The sequence below is a fragment of the Streptomyces sp. NPDC048331 genome, from assembly GCF_043201215.1.
Taxonomy (GTDB): domain Bacteria; phylum Actinomycetota; class Actinomycetes; order Streptomycetales; family Streptomycetaceae; genus Streptomyces.
On the sequence record NZ_JBICYT010000018.1, the window covers coordinates 1 to 18,358 of the forward strand.

The window sequence follows — 18,358 nt, forward strand, 5'->3', positions numbered from 1 at the left end:
TGGCCGTCCTGGCCGGGATCGCGCCGGCCCGCCATCCGGCGGCGCCGCGCCGGCCGGGGGCGGGACGCACGACAGGCGGGGGACGGCGGGCGGGGGGGGGGGGGGGGGGGGGGGGGGGGGGCGGGGCGCCCCCCCCCCCCCCCCCCCCCCCCCCCCCCCCCCCCGATCCTCCACCGGCGCCCTCCCGCGCCACCGAGGCGCGCCGGGCCTGATCCGAAAGAGACGCCCGGTCCTTAACCTGGAGTGGTGTACGAGGAAGCGGTGTCCGCGGCGGTCTCCGGCGCCGTGCTGTGGCGCGCGGCCGCCCGCACCGGGGCGGTGGTGCTGCCCGACGGCTGCATGGACCTGATGTGGGCCGACGGGCGGCTGCTGGTGGCCGGACCCGACACCGGGCCGCATCCGGCCGGCGAGGTCCCCGGCGGCGCCTTCGCGGGGATCCGGCTCGCGCCCGGCACCGCGCCCACGCTGATCGGCGTACCGGCCCACGTGCTACGGGACCGGCGCGTCGAGCTGGCCGACCTGTGGCCCGCCCGTGCGGTGCGCCGGGCGTCCGAACTGGTCGAGGGGTACGTCGAGGAGTACGGGGACGCGCGCGCGGGACTCGAGGCGCTGGCCCGTACCCGCGCCGCCGTGGCCCGCGCGCCCGAACTGCCGGCCGCCGAGGTCGTGGCCCGGCTCCGCGCGGGGGAGGCGGTCGCCGGGATCGCCCGGGCCGTCGGCCTCGGCGAGCGGCAGCTGCACCGGCGCTCGCTCGACGCGTTCGGGTACGGGCCCCGGACGCTCGGCCGCATCCTGCGGCTGCGCCGCGCCCTGGCCCTGGCCCGCGCGGGCGTGCCGTTCGCCGAGGTCGCCTGCGTCGCGGGGTACGCCGACCAGGCGCACCTCTCCCGCGAGGTACGGGCGCTGGCCGGGACGACCCTGCGGGCCTACGCGGCCGGGGCCGCCGGGGCCGAGGGTGCGAACAGCGAGACGCCGCCGCCGTCCGGATCGAGCACGACGGCGTAGCGCTGACCCCAGAAGGCGTCCCAGGGCTTCAGGTGCCCGGTGTGCCCGGCGGCGGTCAGTTCGGCGTAGAGCGCGTCCACCTCGGCGGGGGAGTCGCACAGGAAGGCCAGGTCCCGACGGCCGTCGCCAGTGGGCCGGGTCCACGACGGGTCGAAGGAACGGATGGTGTCCTCCGTGTCCCAGGCGATGCGCAGGCCCCCGGGCAGGACGGCCTCCACGTGCGGCGCGTCGTCGGCCTCGGCCGGAATGTCCAGCCCGAGGCGGCGGTAGAAGGCGAGCGAGGCGGCCATGTCGGAGACCACCATGCCGATCAGGTCGAATCGAGGAGTCATGGCAGCAGGCTAGGCGGACACCGAGCACCCGTCTTGAACGAATCGGACACCGGCTGGTGACGCCCGAGAGGATGGCGTCAGTGCGGGCGCCGCGCCGCCACCATCGCGCAGGCGGCCGCCAACGGCAGTTCCGCGCCGGCCGCCAGCAGCAGCGCCATCCCCTGACCGCCGGTTCCGGCCGAGGTCGTGACGTCGAACCAGGCGTCCATCACCAACAGGGCGGCCGTCGCCGCCGCGACCGGGGACGCCCGGGGATCTCGCCTGCGCAGCAGTACCCCTGTCCCCGTCAGCCCGGCGGCCAACATCAGGTCCAGGCCGATCCACGCCGTGGACCAGTGGGAGACCTCGGTGGTCTGCGGCATCGTCTTCGCCAGCACCACCACCCAGGGCAGCAACACCAGTCCGGCGCCCGTGAGCACGGTGGCCATCCGGGGCATGCGGGCGGTACGGGTGCGCGGCGTGCGGGCGGTGCGCCAGGCGTGGGCCTGCGGGGCGACGAGAGCCATGACGAGGGTCTCCTTCCGCCCGGCGGTCCGTCCCCCGGGCACTCCACCAGCCTCGTCGGCCGGGCCCGCCGGATCAGTAGCCCCATGATCCGGATCGGGGGTGGCGCCAGGTACACCCCCGGGCGGGTGCCCGCATGATGTCAAGCCGCTGATCAGTGCGATTACCGTATGGGGCATGGCAATTCGCGGGGGTGCGCCGAGGCGTACGTACGCCTGGATCACGGCGCACGCGCCGTGGTCGGCATGGGCGTGGCGCAACACGACCTTCACCGCGGCCGCGATCCCGGCCGCCCTGCCCGTGCTCCTCGGCCTCACCGCCATCGTCGCGGCGCCCTGGCCCGGCGCGCTCCCCCTGCTCCTGATGCTGGCGCTCGGGCCGCTCCTGACCCGGCTCCAACGCAGCCGGTTCCGGACCTTGCTCGACCTCGACGTGCTCGAGGTCGAACGGAAGGGCGCCCGGTTCACCCCGCTCGCGGTGGCGCGGTGGTTGCGATCCGAGGCGACCTGGCGGCAGTACGGCTACCACCTGCTGGTCAGCCCGCTCGCCGCCGTCGCCGGCGCGCTGGTGGTGCTCGCCTGGGCCTTCGGCGTCGCCGCCGCCGGCGTCTACGGCTGGTTCTGGATCCTGCCCGCCGACACCCGAACTCCCGGCTGGACCGGCGACTACGACGCCATCACCGTCGGCGGCGTCCTGCTCCTGCTCACCGCACCCTGGTTCGCCGCCCTCGTCACCCGGCTGGACTCCGTCGCCGCGGCCTCCCTCCTCGGCCCCAACCGGGCCCGTGAACTGGAGCGGCGGGTCGAGGACCTCGCCGAGAGCCGGGCCGGGGTGCTGGACGCGGCCGACCTCGAACGCCGCCGGATCGAACGGGACCTGCACGACGGAGCCCAGCAACGACTGGTCGCCCTCGCCATGAACCTCGGCATCGCCCGCGCCACCCTCCCCGACCTGCCGGCCGAGGCCAAGGCCGTCATCGACGAGGCGCACCGCGAGGCGAAGGAGGCCATCGAGGAGCTCAACAGCCTGGTACGGGGCCTGCATCCGGCGGTACTGGAGGACCGTGGCCTCGACGCGGCGCTCTCCGGGATCGCCGCCCGGGCCCCGTTCCCCGTCGAGCTGACCGTGGACATCGGGCGGCGGCCCGGCCCCACCGTGGAGGCCGTCGCCTACTTCGTGGTCTCCGAGACCCTGGCCAACGTCGCCAAGCACGCCCGGGCGGAACGCTGTCGGGTGCACGTCGTACGCGATCCGGCTCCGGAGGGACCCGCCTCCGAGGGACCCGCCCCCGAGGAGCCCGCCCCCGACGGATCGGCCCGCGGCGGCGACCTGCTGCGGATCACCGTCTCCGACGACGGAGTGGGCGGCGCCGATCCCGCCCGCGGCACCGGCCTGGTGGGCCTGCGCAAACGCGTAGGGTCCGTCGACGGAACCATCATGATCGAAAGCCCCCTCGGGGGTCCCACCGTCATCACCGTGGAGCTGCCGTGCGGGCTGTGATCGCCGAGGACTCCGTCCTGCTGCGCATAGGACTCGTCAAAGTCCTCGACATGGCCGGATTCGAGGTGGTCGCCGAGACCGGCGACGCCGAGGGTCTGCTCGCCGCGGTCGAGGAACACCGCCCCGAACTGGCCCTGGTGGACGTGCGGATGCCGCCCGGATTCACCGACGAGGGCGTCCGGGCCGCCCTGATGATCCGCCAGGAGAGCCCCGGAACGGCCGTGCTGCTGCTCTCGCAGTACGTGGAGGAGCGCTACGCCGCCGATCTGCTGGCCACGCAGACCCGCGCCGGCATCGGTTACCTGCTCAAGCAACGGGTCGCCGACGTGGAGGAGTTCATCGACGCCCTGCGCCGCGTCGCGGCGGGCGGTACCGCGCTCGACCCGCAGGTCGTCGCCCAGCTCCTGCTGCGCCGCGGCGGCGGCCCGGACCCCCTCGGCCGACTCACCCCCCGTGAGCGCGAGGTGCTGGCCCTGATGGCCGAAGGCCGCTCCAACGGCGGGATCGCCGCCGAACTCGTCGTGAGCGAGAGCGCGGTGGCCAAACACATCAACAGCATCTTCACCAAGCTCGACCTACCACCGGCCGACGGCGACCACCGCCGGGTACTCGCGGTCCTGCGCTTCCTGGACGGCACTCCGTGACCCCGACCGACGGGGCCCGCCGCGCGCACCGCCTGGCCTGGATCACCGCCACCCTGCTCTGCGCGGTCCTCGTGGTGGCACCGGCCACCTGGCAGGTGTGGGCCTGGGGGAGCACCCGGAGCGACACCCTGCGCGGCGGCAGCGACGGCCGCCCGGTGACCGCGGTGGAGATCGTGGGCGGCGACGCGGACATCACCGTCACCCCCCGCGCGGACCGGCAGGTCGGCTACCGGGCCACGGTCAGCTGGTCCCTCAGGACGCCCACCATCGAGCAGAGCCGGCTCGGCGACACACTGCGGCTGACCCCGCACTGCCCCGGCGAGGACCTCTGGCCCCTCGCCGGGGTGGGCTGTTCGGTCCAGCTGGCGGTGACCGTACCCGTGGACGTCCCCGTGAAGGTGACGACCCGCTCCGGCCGGATCGCGCTCAGCGGACTGGGCGGCACCGTCGACACGGAGGTCGACTCCGGCCAGGTCGAGATCGTCGGGCTGCGCGGCGCCCTGCGCGCGAAGGTCGGCTCGGGTCATCTGCACGCCACCGGACTCGCCTCGGACCGGGCCGAGATCCGCGTCGGCTCGGGCCGGGCCGTCGCCACCTTCGTCACCCCGCCCGACGGGATCACGGCCCGTGTCGGCTCCGGCCGCCTGGCCCTCACCGTGCCCGCGGCCACCCGCTTCAAGGTCCGCTGCGAGGCCGGATCCGGCCGATGCGAGGTGCCGGAGGCCCTGCGTGACCCCGCGTCCTCGCGCAGCCTCGACATCGAGGCGGGCGTCGGCCGTGCCCAGGCGGCGTATCCCGACGGGCCCTGGGCGGCCGCCGGGGCGGGCGACTCCTGACACCCCGCGGACGTAGCCGAAAAAAGAAGTGGCCCCGGCGGGAGCGGTCTTGTTACGGTGGATCAGTTCCCGCCGACCGGTGGGGAACGATCAGGTTGTGCATGGACCCGGAGGTGAGTTCGTTGATGACTGTCATTGCGCAGGGCGCTGCCCGCACTCAGAAGATCATCAATGTCACTTCTGTGGTCTCCGGCTGACCTCACACCTCTTCGCGCGCCGCCATCGAGCGAGCGCCGACGGCCGGGGCCACCCTGTGAAGGGTTTCCCTTGTCTTTCTCCGCTCTCCCGTCCCTTTCGCACACCTCGCTCCCGCACCCCCTCGCCGCCCTCGGCTGGGACGACGCGTGGGAGGCCGAGTTCACCGCGTACGCCGAGCAGGGACTCCTGCCCGGCCGCGTCGTACGCGTCGACCGCGGCCAGTGCGATGTCATGACCGCTGACGGCATCGTCCGCGCCGACACCGCCTTCGTCACTCCGCACGACCCGCTCCGGGTCATCTGCACCGGGGACTGGGCCGCCGTCGAGGCGACCGGCAACCCCCGCTACGTGAAGGCGTACCTGCCGCGCCGGACCGCCTTCGTACGGTCCACCTCCTCGCAGCGGTCCGAGGGGCAGATCCTCGCTGCCAACGTCGACCACGCCATCATCGCGGTCTCCCTCGCCGTCGAGCTGGACCTCGGGCGCATCGAGCGCTTCCTGGCCCTGGCCTGGGAGTCGGGGGCCCAGCCCCTGGTCGTCCTCACCAAGGCGGACCTGGTCCCGGACGCGGCGACGCTCGGACACCTCGTCCAGGACGTGGAGGCCACCGCGCCGGGCGTCCAGGTACTGACCGTCTCCTCCGTCACGGGGGAGGGTACGGACGTGCTGGCCGCGATCGTCGGCGACGGCACCAGCGTGCTGCTCGGCATCTCGGGCGCCGGCAAGTCCACCCTGGCCAACGCGCTGCTCGGCGCCGAGGTCATGGAGGTGCAGGCGGCCCGCGAGGTCGACGGCAAGGGTCGACACACGACCACCACCCGCAACCTGCTCGCCCTGCCGGCCGGCGGCGTCCTGATCGACACGCCCGGCCTGCGCGGCGTCGGGCTCTGGGACGCCGAGACCGGCGTCGGCCAGGTCTTCTCGGAGATCGAGGAGTACGCCGAGAACTGCCGCTTCCACGACTGCGCGCACGAGGCGGAACCGGGGTGCGCGGTGCTGGCCGCCCTGGAGTCCGGCGAGCTCACGGACCGCCGCCTGGAGAGCTACCGCAAGCTCCTGCGGGAGAACCAGCGGATCGTCGCCAAGACCGACGCCCGGCTGCGGTCGGAGATCCGTCGTGACTGGCGCCTGAAGGCGGCGGAGGGTCGGGCCAACTATGCCGCGAAGCGCAGCGGCCGGTCCTGAAGCACGACGGGGGGCGGGGCGCCGGCCGTGTCCGTCCGGACCCCGCCCCCCACCAGGAGCACCCTCAGCGGGCCTGGTGGGAAGCCCGTCGTGCGCCGTGGGCGATCCGCCGCAGCGGCGACAGGGCGTACCCGGCCGTCACGTATCCCGCGGCGATCGAGAGCGGCACGAGAGCGACCAGCACCAGCGCGGTGGACGACACCAACGCGTCCTGGGGCTGCTCCCGGGCGAACGCCGGGCAGCCGGCCGGCCCGCCGGGCGGCTGCTGCGGACAGTCGGCGGGCGCCAGTACGATCCCGGTCCCCGAACGCAGTTCGAGGACCGGATCGTTGCCCCGGACCACCGCCTGCACCGCGAGCAGGTGGACCACGGCCAGCAGCGCCGTGCCGGCCGACATGAACACCCCGCCGTAGAGGCAGGTGAGACGTGAGCGGGTCACGGATCGCCGCTGCGGCGCCGTGGCCTGTGAGGCCTCGGGAACGGCACTGTCCGCGGCGTCGACGACGACGCAGCCCCTGGTCCGGATCGGCACTGGTACTCCCCCCTCGGGGCGTCACGGGCCCCGACCCCCCACTGTCGCCGCCTCCCCCTAAGCAGCGCGTCAGCGCCGGGCGCCGTACGAGGACGAACCGCGGCGCGCCGGGAGCGGCGGTCAGAGCCCCCACGCATGGACGCGTTCCGGGTGGATCCGGATCACCTCCGGGCCGAAATGGGGGCCCAGCTCGTGCGGACCCGTCTCCAGCGTGGCCCGGCCCCGGATCTCGATGCCGCGCACCCGCCACGGCCGGGTGCTCACCAGGTCGTCCACGACCAGGGCCAGTCGGGGGTTCCCGTGCAGGTTGCGCCACTTCTTGGTGGTGCCCATGGCCATCCCGCCCACCAGGATCGTCCCGTCCTCCTGCGGGAAGAAGCCCACCGGGTTCGCCTGCGGCTGCCCGGCCGCGTCCACCGTCGCCAACCGGCCCAGGTGCTGGGAACGCAGATACGCCAGTTCGGCCTCGCTGAAACCCTTGAAGTCCTTCATGCCGCCCAGCCTCGCAGCCACCCTCGGTCCCCGCATCGGGCTGCGGACCTAGGGCCTGTCCTTCGGATCATGCCGGGCTCAGCCGAGCCGTTCACCCGGCCGGTGGGGCCTCGCAGCGGGGGCAGCGGCGCGCCCCGCGGTCGGTGGCCAGGGCTCCGCACGCGTCGCAGACGAGGTGCAGGAGGCAGGCCGGCTCACCGGCGTCCGACGGGAACCGCGGGCCGTCGTCATCCGCCCGGAGCCCGACCGGGTCGGCGGGCTGCGGGGCGACGCGGGCCGGCTCGCCCGGAACGGACTCATCCATGACTGCTCCACGACCGATCGAGGCAGGGGTTGGGAGCCTACCCGCGATCGCGCCAGCCGCACCGGGCGGCGGCCTCCCGCGGTGGAGTCCGCCGACCGGCGTCTACTGCGCCACCACCGCCCCCACCCACGCCCCCACCACCATCAGGCACGCGAACAGCTCCACCAGCACGCTCGTCCCCACCGCCCGCATCACCGCCCGCACCGACGCCCAGGCCTCGCCGTGGGTGCCCAGTCGGAGCCGTTCGCACAGGTAGACGCCGCCCACGAAGCCCGGTACCGCCCCCACCACCGGAACCAGGACGAAGCCCAGGACCGCCCCGGCCCCCGCGAACACCGCCATCCGGGAGGTGATGCCCAGCCCCCGCACCCGCCGGGGCGGCAGCAGCCACTTCACCACCTGGACCACCAGCAGCAGGGCCGTCGCCGCGACCAGCAGCGACCAGGCGACCGTCGAGCGCACGTGCAGCGCCCACCACAGCAGCCCCGCCCACACCAGCCAGGTGCCCGGCACACCCGGGATCAGCACTCCGACCACCCCGAGCAGCAGCACCAGCCCCACCAGCAGCAGCCGAGGCAGATCCATGCGCTCAGCCTGACCGACCAGGGGCTATCGGGCCACCCAGCCCCGCTCGTACGCGTGCCAGCCCAGCTGCAGCCGGGTCGTCACCCCGGACAGTTCCATCAGGCCCTTGACCCGCCGCTGCACCGTGCGCAGCCCCAGCTCCAGGTGCTTGGCCACGCTCGCGTCCGTCATGCCCGCCAGGAGCAGCGAGAGGATCTCCAGATCCGTGGCGTCGGGGCTGCCACCGGCCTCCTCCGCCGAACCGGTCGCCCCCAGCCGTAGCGGCAGCGACTCCCGCCACACCGCCTCGAACAGGCCGGTCAGGGATTCCAGCAGCCCGGAGGCGTGCACCACCAGCGCCGCCGGCTCCGCCCCGCGGCCCGTCAGCGGAACCATGGCCAGCGTCCCGTCCGCGATCACCAGCTTCGTCGGGACCCGCTCCGTCACCCGGACCCGCTCGCCGCGCGCCAGCGCCGTCGACGCCTCCCGGATCCCGCGCGGCAGGGTCAGTACCTCCCGCTCGATGACCACCCGGTAGTCGACCCCGCGGACGGAGGCCCGGTCCTCCGCCTCGTTGTCCGTGCCCGTCACCACCTGCGGCCGGCCGGTGACCAGCGCGCAGACCTCCTTCTCCGCGCCCAGCTGGATCTGGTGGAAGCGGTGCGCCACCGCGCTCGCACCCTGCACCACCTCCACCAGGTCGTGCACCGCGGGCTCGGTCGCCTCCGCCCGGTACTCCTCGGCCAGCATCGCCGCCGCCATTTCGGCCTGCTCCAGTTCGTGCCGCTGCTGGGTCAGCAGCGCCCCGAGGGCGACACCGGGCGGGGCGGCCACCCAGCGCCCGGGCCGGGCCGAGGACTGCGCCGCCAGACCCTGCCGCTCCAGGTGGCGCAGGGCCCGCTCGGTGTGCGGCACCGGCAGCGTCAGGCGGTGCGCGAGATCGGGTACCTCCGCGGCACCCAGCGCGACCAACGCGCGGTACGCCGACTCCTGGCCCTCGTCCAGGCCTATGGCACCCAGCAACCCGTCCACCCACCTTTCGACACGCTCCTGGCGGGAAGCGGCCACGGCGCAAACCCGCCGCGGACATCATCGCCGCACCTGCCGCCACTCTGCCAAGGTGACGCCACCGCAGCACCAACATCCGCCGGCCAGAGGCCACTTACGCGGCGCTTTCGCCGTGCAACGCAGCAGTTGGCCGGAATTCACCTGGGGAGAGCGATGCGTCCGATATCGCGTACGGCACTCGGGGCGGCCACCGCCGCCGTCCTGGCCGTCACCGCCGTCGGCCCGACGGCCGCGCAGCCGGCCGACGGAGCACCGGGAGCGGCGAACAGACCGCTCGTCGCGAGCGGGGCGGCCGGAAAGCAGCCCGCCGCCCCGGTCACGGTGACCCTGGTCACCGGCGACCGGATCCTGGTGTCCACCGACGCGGCCGGCCGCACCGCCGCCACCGCGATGCCCCGCGCGGACGGCGCGCAGCCGCTCGTCCAGACCCGGCAGTCGGGCCAGGACCTCTACGTCTACCCCGAGGGCGCGGTCAAGGCGCTCGCCGCCGGCAAGGTCGACCCCGAGCTCTTCAACGTCACCGGCCTCGTCCGGCAGGGCTACGACGACGCCCACACCAAGAAGCTGCCGCTCATCGCGGTCTACGACGGATCCGTGAACGTCGCGCGCGGCGCCCCGCCCGCGCCCCGCGGCGCCGACCGTTCCCTCGTCCTCGGCTCCATCGGCGCCGTCGCCCTCACCGCCGACAAGGAGCAGGCCGCCGCGTTCTGGTCCGACGTCACCGGTACGGACGCCCGCGCGCGCTCCGTCGCGGGCGGACTGAAGAAGCTGTGGCTGGACAGCAAGGTCCGGGCGAACCTGGAGCGTTCCACGAAACAGGTGGCCGCCACCGCCGCCTGGGCCGCCGGGTACGACGGCAAGGGCACCAAGGTCGCCGTCCTCGACACCGGCACCGATCCGGACCACCCCGACCTCCGGGGCCGGGTCTCCGCCTCGAAGAACTTCACCGACTCCGACACCGACGCGGACCGGCAGGGCCACGGCACCCACACCATCTCCACCGTCGGCGGCTCCGGCGCCGAGAGCGGCGGCGCCAAGAAGGGCGTGGCGCCCGGCGCCGAGCTGCTCAGCGGCAAGGTCCTGAACGACGGCGGGTACGGCCTCGATTCATGGATCATCGCGGGCATGGAGTGGGCCGTGGAGGCCAAGGCCGACGTGGTGTCCATGAGCCTCGGCGACCCCTCGCAGACCGCCTGCGACGACCCGCTGGCCGCCGCCGCCGAACGGCTCTCCCAGCAGGGCCCGCTGTTCGTCGTCGCCGCCGGCAACTCCGGACCCGGCAACAACACGGTCTCCTCGCCCGGCTGCGCCGCCTCCGTCCTGACCGTGGGCGCCGTCGACCGTGACGACACCACCGCCACCTTCTCCAGCCGTGGCCCGGCCGGACTCCAGCACACCCTCAAGCCCGAGATCGCCGCCCCCGGCGTCGGGATCTCCGCCGCCGCCGCGGGCGGCCGCGGGCTGTACGCCTACCGGTCCATGTCCGGCACCTCGATGGCCACCCCGCACGTCGCGGGCGCCGCCGCGATCGTCAAGCAGCGCCACCCCGACTGGAGCGGGCAGCAGATCAAGGCCGCCCTCGTCGGTTCCGCCGAAACCCGGGTCCCCGGCGACGTACGGGAGACCGGCGGCGGCCGCCTCGACGTGAAGGCCGCCATCGACACCAGCGTCACCGGTGCCCCCGCCGTCCAGGGCGGCACGTACAACTGGCCGCAGGACCGCAGCGACCGCACCACCGTCGAGGTCCCGTACACCAACACGGGCAAGAGCCCCGTCACCCTGAACCTGGCCGTCGAGAAGGTCACCGGCAACGACGGCTCTCCCGTCCGCGCCCAGGTGGCCCGCCTGGAGCGGCGTACGGTCACCGTCCCGGCCGGCGCCACCACCCGGGTGCCGCTCGCCCTCGACCCGGCGGCGAAGCTGGAGCGTTCCCAGTACGGGGACGTCACCGGCCGCGTCGTCGCCACCGCGAACGGCGTACGCGTCTCCACCCCCTTCTCGCTCTACGTCGAGCCCGAGACGGTGACCCTGCGCGTCAAGCTCGTCGACCGCGCGGGCAAGCCGGCCGCCGGTCCCTCCTCGCTGGACGTGATCGGCACCGACGACGCCACCGGCGAGCGCCGCTTCAACGAGGGCGCCGGCGACCAGGTCTACCGGGTGCGCCCCGGCGCGTACTTCCTCTCCGCCTTCGTCGCCACCCCCGACGCCGGCGAGGGCGCCGAACTGATCGACTCCCTCACCTATATCGGCCGCCCCCAGGTCGAGTTGAAGAAGGACACCACCGTCGTCCTGGACGCCCGTAAGGCCGGACGTCTGGACATCGCCGCCGACAAGCCGGTCGAGGCCCGCAACACCACCCTCGGCTTCGCCCGAAGCTGGGACGACGTCTGGCTGCACGCGGGCACCGCCATGGGCGGCCGCACCATCCGCGGCTTCTACGCCTCCGTCGAAGGCCGTGCGGAGGACGGCGACTTCGAGTTCGCCTCGTACTGGCGGGCCGCCGCGCCGCTCGTCTCCGAGCTGAAGGTCGTCGGCGGCCCGGTCCTGCACCCGATCACCGCCTCCACCGGCAGCGACAACCTCGACGGAGTCGGCGCCGCGCGGCTGGTCGACGCCGGCTCCGGCACCCCCGAGGAACTCGCCGCGGCGGGCGCGAAGGACGCGGTCGTCCTGGTGAAGGCGGTCGACGGCGCCCTGTACGAGGTCGCGCGGAACGCGCGGGCCGCCGGCGCCAGGGCGGTGCTCGCCCACCGTGACGCCCCCGGCCGCTGGGCCGGATCCACCGGCTACGCGGGCGGCGCGTTGCCCGCGCTGACCATCGAGACCGCCGAGGCGAAGGAGCTGTCGGCCCGCCTCGCGACCGGCGAGGTCACCCTGTCCTGGAAGGCCGAGGCGAACAGCCCGTACGTCTACTCCCTCGCCCTCCCCGAGCAGGGAGAGGTCAAGGGCGGCCGCACCCACCGGGTGCGCGACCGCGACCTCGGACGGACCGAGTCCACGTACAACTCCATGGGCGTGGCGGCCGACTTCATCGACATGACCGGCGCCTACCGGCCGATCGGCAGCGCCGTGTACTTCGGCGGCATCGAGACCGTCGCGGCACCGGGCACGCGCACCGAGTACCACTCCGCCGGGGACACCGCCTGGGACCAGTTGCTCTCCAGCAGCTTCCCCTGGGGCGAGTTCATGGTCGGTGAGCAGCGCACCTACACCAAGGGACAGCGTGGCAGCACCACGTGGTACGACGGCATCACCGGCCCGGTCGCGCCGCGCGACCTCGCGGGCCGGGAGACCCTCGCCGCCGAGCGGCAGGGCGACCTGATCGGCTTCGCCCCCGCCATGTGGGGCGACAGCGCCCACGCCGCCCAGCCGGGCTCCTTCGGTGACATCGGCTCTCTGGAGCTCAAGCGGGGCGGGGAGGTCATCGGGGAGAGCTGGTACCCCTTCGGGGTCTTCGAGGTGCCTGCCGAGGAGAGCCGCTACGAACTGACCCAGTCCATCGAGAAGATCGGCGCGCCCGCCCGGGTCTGGCAGCGATCCACGGCCGTGCGGACCACCTGGGGCTTCACCTCGAAGACCGACGCGTCGGCGTACTCGCAGGGGCTCGGGATCCTCTTCCCGCGCTGCACGGCCCCGCTCGACGGCATGAAGACGATCGCGGCGGCGAACGGCCAGAGCATCGGGCTGGCCGTCACCGGCCACGCGGGCTACACACCCGGTGCGCTGAAGTCGGCGAAGCTGGCGTACTCCTACGACGGCGAGAACTGGACGCAGGCGAAGGTGACCGAGCACGGCGGCCGGTGGAGCGCGGTCGTCGACCACGCCGGAGCCTCCGGCAGGCCCGTGTCGCTGAAGGTCGAGATGACCGACGCGAAGGGCGCCACGGTCACCCAGACGGTCGTCCGCGCGTACGACGTGCGCTGATCCGTACGGCTGGAACGGGAGGGGTTCACCGGAGGGCGGTCCGGTGGACCCTTTTCCCGCATTCGGCGTTTTCCGCCCCCATGGGAGGCCGAGAATGAAGCCATGAGTCAGCAGGGCGCGGACGACTGGTGGCAGAAGCTGTACGAGGGCCCGGACGCGGGAGCGGAACCCGACCCGGGGGACACCCTGGACAACCGGTTCCGCTCGGCGGCGGGCGTGACGACCGACCCGGCGCCGGCGCCGGCCGCGGCGCCGAGGACGGCACCGACCGCGGCCCCTGCCACGAGCCCGGCGCCGGACCTCGCGCCGGACCCGGGTCCGCCGAAACCTCCGCGCGCCCCGGACCCGCTGCTGCCCGGCCCTCGCCAGGGGGAGTCGACGGCGGCCCCGACCCTGCCCGACCTCCCGCCGCCGCGCGATCCCCGGGCGGGCGACGCCACCGGGTACGCGCTCGGGGGTGTGGCCGTACCACCGGCGCGCGGGCCCGAGCTGCCGGTGCGGCACCCGGAGGCGCCGAGCCCGGAGGCCTGGTTCGATCCGGACCCGCGGCAGCCGCCCGCCGCCCGGCCCGAGCGGGGGCCCGAGCCGCGATCCGGGTCCGAGGCCGGGTCCGACGCCGAGCCGGAAGCCGAGCCCGGGCAGGGGCCCGAGCCGGTGGCGGCCGGGCCGGACGCCGTCCGGCCCGCGGTCTCCCACCTGGGCGACCGCGCCCCCACGTACGCCCCCGAACCGGGAGCTCTCCCGCCCGCCGACCCGGCCGCCCTCGACGGGCTGACCCCGGACACCGTCCTGGAGGGGGCCCGCTACGGCGGCTACACCCTGCGTGCCGCCTCCGTGCGCGGGGACTCCGCCCGCTACCGCGGCGAGGCCCGCCGCGACTTCCTGCTCACCGCCCGCTTCGGGAGCGGCGACGACGCGCTGATCCTGGTGGCCCTCGCGGGCGGGGACCGGGCCGCCCCCGGCGCGGCCGAGGCCGCCGCCGAACTGTGCCGCACGGTCGCGTCCGCCGTCGGGCGCAGCCAGGAGCGGCTGGCCGCCGACATCCGGGCCGGGCACCGCGACGCCCTGCGGTCGGGCCTGCAGCGCCTCACCGACCGTGGCTACGGGCGACTGCGGGCCGGCGCCGCCGAGCTCGGGCTCGCGGAGTCGGCGTACACCGCCGGACTGCGCGGGCTGCTGCTTCCGGTGGACCCGGGGTGTCGCACCCGGGTGTGCTTCGGCGCCGGCGCGGGCGGGCTGTTCCGGCTCCGCGCGGGGCAGTGGCAGGACCTGGAACCCGCCGGGTCGGCCGAGGACGCCGAGGGCGGCGAGGGCGGTTTCCGCTTCCGCTTCCGCGCCGCCGTGGCCCGCCCGGGGGACACCCTCCTCCTGTGCTCCGGGGGCCTGGCGGAGCCCATGCGAGAGGAGGCCGCCTTCCCGGCGGAGCTCGCCGCACGCTGGGCCGAGCCGGAGCCGCCGGGCCTCGCCGCCTTCCTCGCGGACACCCAGCTCCGCCTCAAGGGCTACGCCGACGACCGCACGGCCGCCGCGATCTGGGAGGCGTGACCGGCGCGCCCGTGGGCTGGACGGGAGGCGTACACGGTGTCACCGTGATGGTGCGGCGTGCTCGCGCGCGAGCGCCCCGCGGCGCATGGCCGCGGGACGCCCGATCGGGTGTGGACCGATGGCGTTCAGTCGACCATCTGCCCGTCCTTCGTGCCGCCCTGGCAGTACATGCCGACGACCTTTCCGCCGGCGTCGGTGCACTCACCCGGGGTGAGGCTCTCGGTGACGGCGGTGTTGGGGGCGGCGGCCACAGCGGTGGCGGCACCCGTGAGGCCGAGTCCGGCGAGGGCTGCCGTGGCCATGACGGCTGCCAGAATTCGTCGCATGCGCATGTGGTTTCCCTTTCGCGATCAGCTCGGTTGGGGCACTACTCAGCTTGATCTTCACCCATGTGGGTGGCGCGTTGGATTACTCCATTCGGGTGATGCCTGTGGAGCCGACACCGGCATGTGCAATGCGTGGGCGGCGCGCTATCGTTCCCCGAACGGCAGTCAAGTGGTGTCGATGTCGGGCGACGGTGGTTGCTCGGTGCCGGTGGGAGATTTCCTCACCCTGGTGCAGTACGACCCGCCCGTCGAAGTGGTCCTCTTCGACAACTCAGCGCTCGGAACGATCCCGTGGGAGAGGTCGGTTTCCGGCCTGCCCTCCCGCGGGACGACGGGCAAGGACCCGGACTTCGCCGCCGCCGCGCGCGGCCGGGGCCGGCGTGGCCCGCGTGGAGAAGCCCGAGCAGCTCACAGGGCCTCGCGGGACGCCTCTCGGTACCGGGGAGCCGCTCCGGTGGACGTGGTCGCGGACCCGGGAGCCCTGTCGATTCCTCCGAAGACCAGCGCCGGGAAGGTGACCGGATCTGCACGGTCCACCGGCATGCTCGTGTGGCGCGGAGGGGTGGTCCGCATGATCCGGACGGCTCGTTCCCCCCTCCGCGCCGCGCCCTGCCCACAAGCCCGCAGGAGTGCGGGACCGCCCGGGGGGCATGCATCCCGTAGACCTGTTCGAGAGCAAGGACACGGGAGGGACATCGCCGTGCGGGTGGGGGCGAAGACCGGGAAGCTGTGGGGGAAAGGGAGGCCGGTGCCGCGTGAGCCGTCCGCCGACGGGGACGGGGGAGCGGTGGACACGCTGCGGATCACCCGGAGTGTACGCCGGGCCGACCTCAAGGCGGTCGGCGAAGTGCGCCGGGCTCTCCGGGAGTTGATGCGCCACCGGTGCCGGAGCGATGCCGCCGAGGTGGCCGAACTGTTGATCACCGAGCTCGTCACCAACGCGCTCGTCCATACCGACCGGGGCGCAGAGGTGCACGCGAGTCTCGCCGCCACCCGCTTACGGGTGGAGGTCCGGGACTACGCCGCACGCCGTCCCCGGCCGTACGTACCGACCGCCGACGACGGTACGCACGGCCGGGGACTCGTGCTGGTACAGGCGCTCGCCGACGACTGGGGTGTGGACGCGCTCGCCCTGGGCAGCGGCAAGGTGGTCTGGTTCGAGCTCGACGCACGGCATGACGCAGGGCCCGCCTGAGCAGGCGGGCCCCACGGGGTCGGTTTCCCCGTAGTTCACGGACCGGATCAGCCGAACTGCTGCTCCAGGTCCTTCAGTTTGCGCTCCAGCGAGTCCAGACGGGGAATGGTCTGGGTGTCGTCCTCGGCGGTGAGGTCCACCGTCCGGGTGCCGGTCACATCAGTGGATTCGGTTCGGTTGACGGCTTGCAGGGAGGGCCGGCGTCGTAGGGGCAGCTGTCCGGATTCCGGTATGGCCGGCTCCGCGCCGACCGGCGCGGAGCCCGCTCCCTGCGTCAGTTCCGGGAGTTCGACCTGGCGGCCGCGTGAACGCCCGAACGCCCGGTTCTGCCGGCCCAGCGCCTTGATGCGCGCCCGGTCCAGCCGGTTCTGATCGCGCCTGCGGTGCCGGTCCTGCTCCCGCTCCTTCTTGTCCTCGCGCACCTCGTCCACGGCCTCGTCGAGGGTGCGCACCCCCTCCAGCAGCATGAGCGACCAGGCGCCGAAGGTCTCCCGGGGGGCCCGCAGCCAGCGGACCATCCGGATCTGGGGCAACGGCCGCGGGATCAGGCCCTGCTCGCGCAGCGCCGCCCGGCGGGTCTGCTTGAGCGCGCGGTCGAAGAGGACGGCCGCAGAGAGCGACATGCCCGCGAAGAACTGCGGAGCCCCGTCGTGGCCCATGCCCCGCGGGGCGTGCACCCAGTTGAACCACGCGGCCGCGCCCGCGAACAGCCAGACGAGCATGCGCGAGCCGAGGGCCGCGTCGCCGTGGCTGGCCTCGCGCACGGCGAGCACGGAGCAGAACATCGCGGCCCCGTCGAGGCCGAAGGGGACCAGGTACTCCCAGCCTCCGGAGAGGTTGAGGTTCTGCCGGCCGAACCCGACCAGTCCGTGGAAGGAGAGCGCGGCGGCGACCGCCGCGCAGCAGAACAACAGGACGTACGAAGCGGTCCCGTAGACGGCTTCCTTGCGCCGCCTCCGTTCCTCGCTGCGCTCCCAGCTGTCGTCGGCCGCGGCCTTCTCGCTCTCGCGCTTGCCACGGGCCAGGACCGCAACTGCCGCAAGTACGCCCAGGATCAGCAGGCTGCCGGGCAGCAGCCAGTCCAGCGATATGTCGGTCAGTCTCATGCGGATGTCCCTTGCCTCGCGTATGCGGCTGTGCGGCCGTGCGGCTTTCGGGCGCCATAGTGGCGTAGCCGGTGAGCCGCGCACGCGGGTTTCGGGGCAAGTGGACGCCATCGGGGGGCGGGGCCCGCCGGATAGGGTGTTGTGACTCGAACTGGAGCCCGTGCGGCCCCAGTTGTGTTCGATTGTGGTCAGTCGTACGGGGTGGGTTCAGGCGGCGGCCGCCGCGAGGCGGGCGATGCGCTCGGTGTCACAGGTCCGAGGGCAGGTGACACAGGTGTCCTCGGGGCGGATGGTGTAGAAGAAGCAGCAGCCGGCCCGGTCCCGGGTGGGCAGCTCCTCCCCGGCGGGGCCGGTGAGCGTACGGAAGCCCGCGCCCCCGGTGTAGGGGGCCGTCGAGCCGGGCAGCAGCGCCTCCAGCTCGGTCATGGCGCGCTGCTCCTCGCCGAGCAGGTTGCCGATGTACCAGAGGCTCTCGACGACCTCGTCGGTCACCATGCCCCACAGGGCGCGGCGGCCGCGCCGCATGCGCGGGCCGAAGCCTTCCAGCAGCGGTCCGAGGTGCTGGGCCACCGCAGCCCGCACCTCGTCGCGCAGTGCCTCCTCGTCGGGCACGACACGGGCCCCCGGGAGCGCGGCCGCCGGATCGTCCGACAGGCAGGCGAATTCCCCGACGCGCACGCTGAGGCGGCCGAGGGTCCGGTGGAAGGCCACCTCGGTGACCGGGAACCGCGGGACCCGCCGGTGCAGGAACCACGGGAGGGTGATCAACAGGCAGGCCGGCCACGCGTACCGGTGCAGTCCGAAGCCCGCGATCACATCGGGCCGGGCCTGGGTCCCGTAGTCCCTGAGGACCTGGGCGTTGTCCCAGGCGAGGAAGGCGTCCAGGGCCGGTCCGTCGGCGGCGAGCTCGTCCGCGCCGACCCATCCCGCACCGCGAGGGAGGGGTTCGTCACCGGTTCGCTCGATCACCCGCAGCCCGCTGTACGCCTCGGTCAGCCTGGCGAACGCATCCGTCACCGCAGAGCCGGGCGGGGCGGATGTGACAGCCGGGAAGGTCGTGACGGTCATGACGGGCCACCGAATCACAGAATCACACGA

General features: G+C 74.1%; 18 protein-coding genes and 1 pseudogene. 9 read left to right on the forward strand and 10 right to left on the reverse strand.

Features of this window, described 5'->3' with window-relative positions:
- Nucleotides 1-246: 246 nt before the first annotated feature.
- The gene (locus ACGFYY_RS24360; RefSeq protein WP_393712307.1) at nt 247-1,005 is read left to right on the forward strand and encodes a helix-turn-helix domain-containing protein; all 759 of its coding nucleotides are present in this window, start codon (nt 247-249) and stop codon (nt 1,003-1,005) included.
- Here the strand turns inward: ACGFYY_RS24360 and ACGFYY_RS24365 are convergent.
- Together ACGFYY_RS24365 and ACGFYY_RS24370 are read right to left on the reverse strand one after the other, a co-directional pair.
- Nucleotides 927-1,337, reverse strand: a complete 411-nt coding sequence (locus tag ACGFYY_RS24365) for a VOC family protein (protein ID WP_393712309.1) — start codon at nt 1,335-1,337, stop codon at nt 927-929. The genes ACGFYY_RS24360 and ACGFYY_RS24365 overlap by 79 nt on opposite strands.
- Nucleotides 1,338-1,414: 77 nt before the next feature.
- Entirely contained in the window at nt 1,415-1,843 is a 429-nt protein-coding gene (locus tag ACGFYY_RS24370) for a hypothetical protein (RefSeq protein WP_393712311.1), read from the reverse strand.
- A 175-nt stretch (nt 1,844-2,018) separates the two neighbouring features.
- Here ACGFYY_RS24370 and ACGFYY_RS24375 point away from each other — a divergent pair, with 175 nt between their 5' ends.
- From ACGFYY_RS24375 to rsgA, 4 genes are all read left to right on the forward strand, one after another.
- Nucleotides 2,019-3,341, forward strand: a complete 1,323-nt coding sequence (locus ACGFYY_RS24375; protein ID WP_393712313.1) for a histidine kinase — start codon at nt 2,019-2,021, stop codon at nt 3,339-3,341.
- Nucleotides 3,329-3,985 carry a response regulator transcription factor gene (locus tag ACGFYY_RS24380; protein ID WP_365270239.1) on the forward strand — a complete coding sequence of 219 codons (657 nt, stop codon included), beginning with the start codon at nt 3,329-3,331 and terminating at the stop codon, nt 3,983-3,985. The genes ACGFYY_RS24375 and ACGFYY_RS24380 overlap by 13 nt, the downstream gene beginning before the upstream one ends.
- Nucleotides 3,982-4,821 carry a hypothetical protein gene (locus tag ACGFYY_RS24385; RefSeq protein ID WP_393712316.1) on the forward strand — a complete coding sequence of 280 codons (840 nt, stop codon included), beginning with the start codon at nt 3,982-3,984 and terminating at the stop codon, nt 4,819-4,821. Before ACGFYY_RS24380 ends, ACGFYY_RS24385 begins: the two co-directional genes overlap by 4 nt.
- A gap of 267 nt (nt 4,822-5,088) precedes the next feature.
- Entirely contained in the window at nt 5,089-6,204 is a 1,116-nt protein-coding gene (gene rsgA, locus ACGFYY_RS24390) for a ribosome small subunit-dependent GTPase A (RefSeq protein WP_393712318.1), read from the forward strand.
- A 64-nt stretch (nt 6,205-6,268) separates the two neighbouring features.
- Here the strand turns inward: rsgA and ACGFYY_RS24395 are convergent, their stop codons facing one another.
- From ACGFYY_RS24395 to ACGFYY_RS24415, 5 genes are all read right to left on the reverse strand, one after another.
- Nucleotides 6,269-6,736, reverse strand: a complete 468-nt coding sequence (locus ACGFYY_RS24395) for a hypothetical protein (RefSeq protein ID WP_393712320.1) — start codon at nt 6,734-6,736, stop codon at nt 6,269-6,271.
- Nucleotides 6,737-6,856: 120 nt separating this feature from the next.
- Nucleotides 6,857-7,228 carry a PPOX class F420-dependent oxidoreductase gene (locus ACGFYY_RS24400; protein WP_393712322.1) on the reverse strand — a complete coding sequence of 124 codons (372 nt, stop codon included), beginning with the start codon at nt 7,226-7,228 and terminating at the stop codon, nt 6,857-6,859.
- Nucleotides 7,229-7,319: 91 nt separating this feature from the next.
- Nucleotides 7,320-7,532, reverse strand: a complete 213-nt coding sequence (locus ACGFYY_RS24405) for a hypothetical protein (RefSeq protein ID WP_393712325.1) — start codon at nt 7,530-7,532, stop codon at nt 7,320-7,322.
- A gap of 102 nt (nt 7,533-7,634) precedes the next feature.
- Nucleotides 7,635-8,117, reverse strand: a complete 483-nt coding sequence (locus ACGFYY_RS24410) for a DUF456 domain-containing protein (RefSeq protein WP_365270257.1) — start codon at nt 8,115-8,117, stop codon at nt 7,635-7,637.
- Between the two features lie 24 nt (nt 8,118-8,141).
- Complete coding sequence (locus ACGFYY_RS24415; protein WP_393712556.1) at nt 8,142-9,119, reverse strand: helix-turn-helix domain-containing protein; 978 nt, start codon at nt 9,117-9,119, stop codon at nt 8,142-8,144.
- Nucleotides 9,120-9,317: 198 nt separating this feature from the next.
- Here ACGFYY_RS24415 and ACGFYY_RS24420 point away from each other — a divergent pair, with 198 nt between their 5' ends.
- Both ACGFYY_RS24420 and ACGFYY_RS24425 read left to right on the forward strand, forming a co-directional pair.
- The gene (locus ACGFYY_RS24420) at nt 9,318-13,088 is read left to right on the forward strand and encodes a S8 family serine peptidase (protein ID WP_393712327.1); all 3,771 of its coding nucleotides are present in this window, start codon (nt 9,318-9,320) and stop codon (nt 13,086-13,088) included.
- Between the two features lie 102 nt (nt 13,089-13,190).
- Nucleotides 13,191-14,633 (forward strand): protein phosphatase 2C domain-containing protein, encoded by a 1,443-nt coding sequence (locus ACGFYY_RS24425; protein ID WP_393712329.1) that lies wholly within the window; start codon nt 13,191-13,193, stop codon nt 14,631-14,633.
- Nucleotides 14,634-14,758: 125 nt separating this feature from the next.
- Here the strand turns inward: ACGFYY_RS24425 and ACGFYY_RS24430 are convergent, their stop codons facing one another.
- Complete coding sequence (locus tag ACGFYY_RS24430; protein WP_365277819.1) at nt 14,759-14,965, reverse strand: hypothetical protein; 207 nt, start codon at nt 14,963-14,965, stop codon at nt 14,759-14,761.
- Nucleotides 14,966-15,071: 106 nt separating this feature from the next.
- On the opposite strand from ACGFYY_RS24430, the pseudogene ACGFYY_RS24435 reads away from it, so the two are divergent.
- Together ACGFYY_RS24435 and ACGFYY_RS24440 are read left to right on the forward strand one after the other, a co-directional pair.
- Nucleotides 15,072-15,575 (forward strand): annotated as a pseudogene (locus ACGFYY_RS24435) (thiamine pyrophosphate-dependent enzyme); the annotation flags it as partial.
- Between the two features lie 132 nt (nt 15,576-15,707).
- On the forward strand, nt 15,708-16,154 hold the full coding sequence (locus ACGFYY_RS24440; RefSeq protein ID WP_365277854.1) for an ATP-binding protein: 447 nt from the start codon (nt 15,708-15,710) through the stop codon (nt 16,152-16,154).
- 47 nt (nt 16,155-16,201) lie between these two features.
- Here the strand turns inward: ACGFYY_RS24440 and ACGFYY_RS24445 are convergent, their stop codons facing one another.
- Complete coding sequence (locus ACGFYY_RS24445; RefSeq protein WP_365277822.1) at nt 16,202-17,260, reverse strand: DUF2637 domain-containing protein; 1,059 nt, start codon at nt 17,258-17,260, stop codon at nt 16,202-16,204.
- Nucleotides 17,261-17,467: 207 nt separating this feature from the next.
- Nucleotides 17,468-18,328, reverse strand: coding sequence for a (2Fe-2S)-binding protein (locus tag ACGFYY_RS24450; protein WP_393712332.1), 861 nt, complete (start codon nt 18,326-18,328; stop codon nt 17,468-17,470).
- Between the last annotated feature and the right edge of the window lie 30 nt (nt 18,329-18,358).